This is a genomic window from Bradyrhizobium sp. SHOUNA76 (assembly GCF_023006445.1).
In the GTDB taxonomy this organism is placed as follows: Bacteria; Pseudomonadota; Alphaproteobacteria; order Rhizobiales; family Xanthobacteraceae; genus Bradyrhizobium.
The window spans coordinates 1-4310 of sequence record NZ_JALBHA010000522.1 but is presented as its reverse complement, the minus strand read 5'-3'; the positions used below and the strand labels follow the sequence as shown (position 1 = coordinate 4310).

Genomic DNA, 4310 nt, shown 5'->3' with positions numbered 1-4310 from the left:
CGGCGCAGTGCTGCGCGCGGCACCGCCGCCGCTCACGACCGGCGAGCCGCCGCCGTTCTGCTCCAGCATCTTGATCGCTTCGTCCGGCGTCGGCAGGTCGGCGACATAGGCAATGCGCACCAGCACCATCTCGGCGGCGGCAGCGGGACGTGTCGCGGCCTGCACCTCGGTGATACCCTTGAGCAGCATCTGCCACATCCGCGACAGCACGCGCATCGAGATTTTCGAGGCGAATTCCTTCGCGCGCACGCGCTCGGTCTCGCCATAGGCGACGTTGTCGGCGGTCGCCGGAACGATCTTCACGCGGGTGACGAAATTGACGAATTCGGCGAGGTCCGAGAGCACGACGATCGGATCGGCGCCGACGTCGTACTGGTCGCGGAATTCCTTGAATGCGCTCGCGATATCGCCGCGCGCCAGCGAATCGAACAGGTCGATGACGCGGGTGCGGTCGGCGAGCCCCAGCATCTGCCTGACCGCATCGGCCCTCACCTGCCCGGCGGCATGTGCGATCGCCTGGTCGAGCAGCGACAGCGAATCGCGCACCGAGCCTTCGGCGGCACGGGCGATGATGCCGAGCGCCTCCGGCTCGATCTCGACGCTTTCCTTCGTTGCAATACTGGCGAGGTGCTTCATCAGCACGTCGGCCTCGACGCGGCGAAGATCAAAGCGCTGGCAGCGCGACAGCACCGTGACCGGAACCTTGCGGATCTCAGTGGTCGCGAACACGAATTTGGCGTGCTCCGGCGGCTCCTCCAGCGTCTTCAGGAAGGCGTTGAACGCCGCCGTCGACAGCATGTGGACTTCATCGATGATGTAGACCTTGTAGCGCGCGCTGGCGGGGGCATAGCGCACGCTGTCATTGATCTGGCGAACGTCGTCGACGCCGGTATGCGACGCCGCGTCCATCTCCAGCACGTCCATGTGCCGGCTTTCCATGATCGCCTGGCAATGCACGCCCAAGGTCGGCATGTGGATGGTCGGGCCCCTCACCGAACCATCAGGCATCTCGTAGTTGAGTGCACGGGCCAGGATGCGCGCGGTGGTGGTCTTGCCGACGCCGCGGACGCCGGTGAGGATCCAGGCCTGCGGAATCCGCCCGGTCTCGAACGCATTGGAGACGGTGCGGACCACGGCCTCCTGGCCGATCAGATCGTCAAAGCTGGAGGGACGGTATTTGCGCGCCAGCACCCGGTAAGGCGCGTTGCCGGCCTGACCGGCGCTGTCGGGGTTGGAAGGGGCGCCAGCGTCGGTCATCGGTCGATCCGCAATGAAATGTCTCTTGGCCGGCTTTTGCGGAAAGGAGCGCGCTGGCGGCTGGTGCCGCCGGCGCAATTCGCTCGAAAAACAGGTAGGAGACTGACGAGCGACCCGATCCGGACCTCGTTAGGGCTGCTTCCTTCCGGACCTGACCCGGTTGGCGAGTGGCTCGTCCACCGCCAATCTCCCGGTCCCTATTTGGGGCCAAAAGGACCGGAAAGCAAGCGGCTATCGCCCCCGATCGCCGGCGCCTGCCCAGCATCCGGGCAATTCCCGATCTGCCCAGCTGATAGGCTGTGCTTTCACTGATAGTGCTGCCTTGGTATGAACCTGCCGGAACCTGTCCCAACCAGAAAAGCGATTGATCCCAATGGTTACACGTCGTGATGTTGCATCGATTGTCGGACTTGGCGCGATGACTGCGGCCGCGCTGGCTTCGCCGGCGGTGGCCCAGACCGCCGATTCGAACGAATCGACCTTCGCCCGCATCCGCCGGACCAAGAAGATGCGGATCGGCGCGGTCGGCGGCGGCGCACCCTATTACATGAAGGATCTCTCCAGCGGTCAGTGGAAGGGCTTTTACATCGACATCGCCAAGGGTCTCGCCGACGATATGGAGGCCGAGCTCGAGATCACCGAGACCACCTGGGGCAATTCGGTGCTCGATCTGCAGGCCAACAAGATCGACATCTTCTTCGGCCTCAACCCCACGCCGAAGCGCGCGCTGGTGGTCGACTTCTCGGTGCCGGTCTTCAACAATGCCTTCGCCATCCTCTGCAAGAAGGACTTCAAGCCGAAGAGCTGGGCCGAGCTGAACTCGCCCGACATCAAGATCGCGGTCGACCAGGGCTCCTCGCACGACCAGGTCGTCAGTCGCCTGACGCCGAAGGCGCAGATTACGCGGCTGAAGACCGCAGACGACGCCACCGCCGCGCTGCAGACCGGCCGCGTCGACGCGCAGTGCCTGATCACCATGCTGTCGCTGACCGTGCTGAAGAAGAATCCCTCGCTCGGCCAGCTCGTGCTGCCGACGCCGATCTTCGCGACGACGTCGAATGCCGGCTTCCGCCGCGAGACCGACAAGACCTGGCGCGATTACGTCAACACCTGGATCGACTTCAACAAGGGCCTCGGCTTCATCCGCAACGCGATCATCACCAACATGGAGCTGGTGGGCGTGACCGAGGCGGACATTCCGCCGGGCGTATCGCTGTAAGTTTCCACTGTCATTCCGGGGCTCGCGAAGCGAGAACCCGGAATCTCGAGATTCCGGGTTCGCCCTTCGGGCGCCCCGGAATGACGGTGTAAGCGGTTAGCCGCACGACGAGTAACGCACGCATGTATCAGTGGGACTTCGGCCTCCTCTGGACCTATCGCTGGCTGTTTCTGAACGGGCTTGGCGTCACCGTCGGCTTCACCGTGGTCATCGTCGTGTGCGGGCTGCTGTTCGGCCTGTTAGGGGCGTTCGGCACGCTCTCGCGCTTCAAGCCGCTGCGTCTTCTCGCGCTCACCTTCATCGAGGCGTTCCGCTGCACGCCGATCCTGGTGCAGCTGATCTGGTTCTATTACGCACTGCCGATCCTCGCCGGCGTCGAGATGACGCCGATCACGGCCTCGGCGCTGGCGCTCTCGCTCTATGGCGGTTCGTTCTATTCGGAAATCATCCGCGGCGGCATCATCTCGATCGACAAGGGCCAGTCCGAAGCCGGTGCCGCGCTCGGCATGACGCCGATCCAGACCATGCGCCGCATCGTGCTGCCGCAGGCGATCAAGCGCATGATTCCGGCGCTGATGAACCAGTCGATCATCCAGTTCAAGAACACCTCGCTGGTCTCGGTGCTGGCGGTGCCCGACCTCGTCTACCAGAGCCAGGTCGCCGCCCATGACAGCTACCGGCCGCTGGAGACCTACACCGCCGTCGCGGTCGCCTATGCGGCGATCCTGATTCCCCTGACCATCCTCGTCCGCCGCGGCGAGAAGCGACTGGCGGTCAGCGAATGAGCGAGACGTCAAAAATCGAGATCCGCAGCCTTCGCAAGAGTTTTGGCAGCAACGAGGTCCTGAAAAACATCAATCTCGACGTTGCCAAGGGCGGGGTTGTCGCGCTGATCGGCCCCTCAGGCTCCGGCAAGTCGACCCTGCTCCGCTGCATCAATCTCCTTGTTGTGCCCGATGGCGGCAGCGTCCGCGTCGGCGATACGCGCTTTGCGTTCGGCGACGGTTCAAAACTCCCGGAGGTGAGGACGCTGGCAAATTTCCGTGCCACCACCGGCATGGTGTTCCAGCACTTCAATCTGTTCCCGCACATGACGACGCTCCAGAACGTGATGGAGGGCCCGGTCACGGTGCGGCGCATGGCCAAGGCCGACGCTGAGACGCTCGCACGGGCGCAACTCGCCAAGGTGGGCCTTGCCGAGAAAGCCGACCAGTATCCGGCGACGCTCTCCGGCGGACAGAAGCAGCGCGTCGCGATTGCCCGAGCACTGGCAATGGAACCTGATGTCATGCTGTTCGACGAGGCGACCTCAGCGCTCGATCCCGAGCTCGTCGGCGAGGTGCTCGCCGTGATCCAGCAGCTCGCCTCCGAAGGCATGACCATGGTGATCGTGACGCACGAGATCGCCTTTGCCCGCGAGGTCGCGGACCGCCTCATCTTCATGCGCGACGGCGTCGTCGTAGAAGAAGGCCCGGCGCGGCAGGTGATCGACAATCCGCAGGAAGCCGCGACGCGCGCCTTCCTCAGCCATTTCCACCGCACCGGTGCATTGCCGCCGGCCACAACGGCATCGTGATGTCCGATATCAACCGCGTTTATCTCGTTACCGGTGCCGCCAGCGGCATCGGCCGCGCCACCGCAAACCTGCTCGCGGCGCCCGGCGTCGGGTTGCTACTACATACGCGCTCGAACGCAGAAGGTCTCGACGCCACCGCAGCGGATGCCGAAGCGAAGGGCGCCGTTGTCTCAAAGTGCCTTGGCGATCTTGCCGAGGAGGCCACCGCCAGCGACGCCGTCGCTGCCGCGAAAGCCGGCTTCGGCCGGCTCGACGGAT

At 64.4% G+C, this 4310-nt stretch carries 5 protein-coding genes and 1 other RNA gene; 4 read left to right on the top strand and 2 right to left on the bottom strand.

Annotated elements, in window-relative coordinates; translation table 11 throughout:
* Both MOV74_RS32385 and ffs read right to left on the bottom strand, forming a co-directional pair.
* Positions 1–1257: DNA polymerase III subunit gamma/tau (locus MOV74_RS32385; RefSeq protein ID WP_246931065.1), on the bottom strand; the 1257-nt coding region annotated here is incomplete at its 3' end.
* Positions 1258–1351: 94 nt separating this feature from the next.
* Positions 1352–1448: signal recognition particle sRNA small type (ffs, locus tag MOV74_RS32380), an RNA gene on the bottom strand.
* A gap of 182 nt (positions 1449–1630) precedes the next feature.
* On the opposite strand from ffs, the gene MOV74_RS32375 reads away from it, so the two are divergent.
* From MOV74_RS32375 to MOV74_RS32360, 4 genes are all read left to right on the top strand, one after another.
* On the top strand, positions 1631–2476 hold the full coding sequence (locus tag MOV74_RS32375) for a transporter substrate-binding domain-containing protein (protein ID WP_246931064.1): 846 nt from the start codon (positions 1631–1633) through the stop codon (positions 2474–2476).
* Positions 2477–2598: 122 nt separating this feature from the next.
* A complete protein-coding gene (locus MOV74_RS32370) occupies positions 2599–3261 on the top strand; it encodes an amino acid ABC transporter permease (RefSeq protein ID WP_246931063.1) in 663 nt (220 codons plus the stop codon).
* Positions 3258–4052 carry an amino acid ABC transporter ATP-binding protein gene (locus tag MOV74_RS32365; protein WP_246931062.1) on the top strand — a complete coding sequence of 265 codons (795 nt, stop codon included), beginning with the start codon at positions 3258–3260 and terminating at the stop codon, positions 4050–4052. Before MOV74_RS32370 ends, MOV74_RS32365 begins: the two co-directional genes overlap by 4 nt.
* Positions 4052–4310: SDR family NAD(P)-dependent oxidoreductase (locus MOV74_RS32360; protein WP_246931061.1), on the top strand; the 259-nt coding region annotated here is incomplete at its 3' end. The genes MOV74_RS32365 and MOV74_RS32360, both read left to right, overlap by 1 nt.

Bases quoted from the DNA above. Each gene is read 5' to 3' on its own strand.
- MOV74_RS32375 (WP_246931064.1), top strand. From the start codon at position 1,631: ATGGTTACACGTCGTGATGTTGCATCGATTGTCGGACTTGGCGCGATG.
- MOV74_RS32370 (WP_246931063.1), top strand. From the start codon at position 2,599: ATGTATCAGTGGGACTTCGGCCTCCTCTGGACCTATCGCTGGCTGTTT.
- MOV74_RS32365 (WP_246931062.1), top strand. From the start codon at position 3,258: ATGAGCGAGACGTCAAAAATCGAGATCCGCAGCCTTCGCAAGAGTTTT.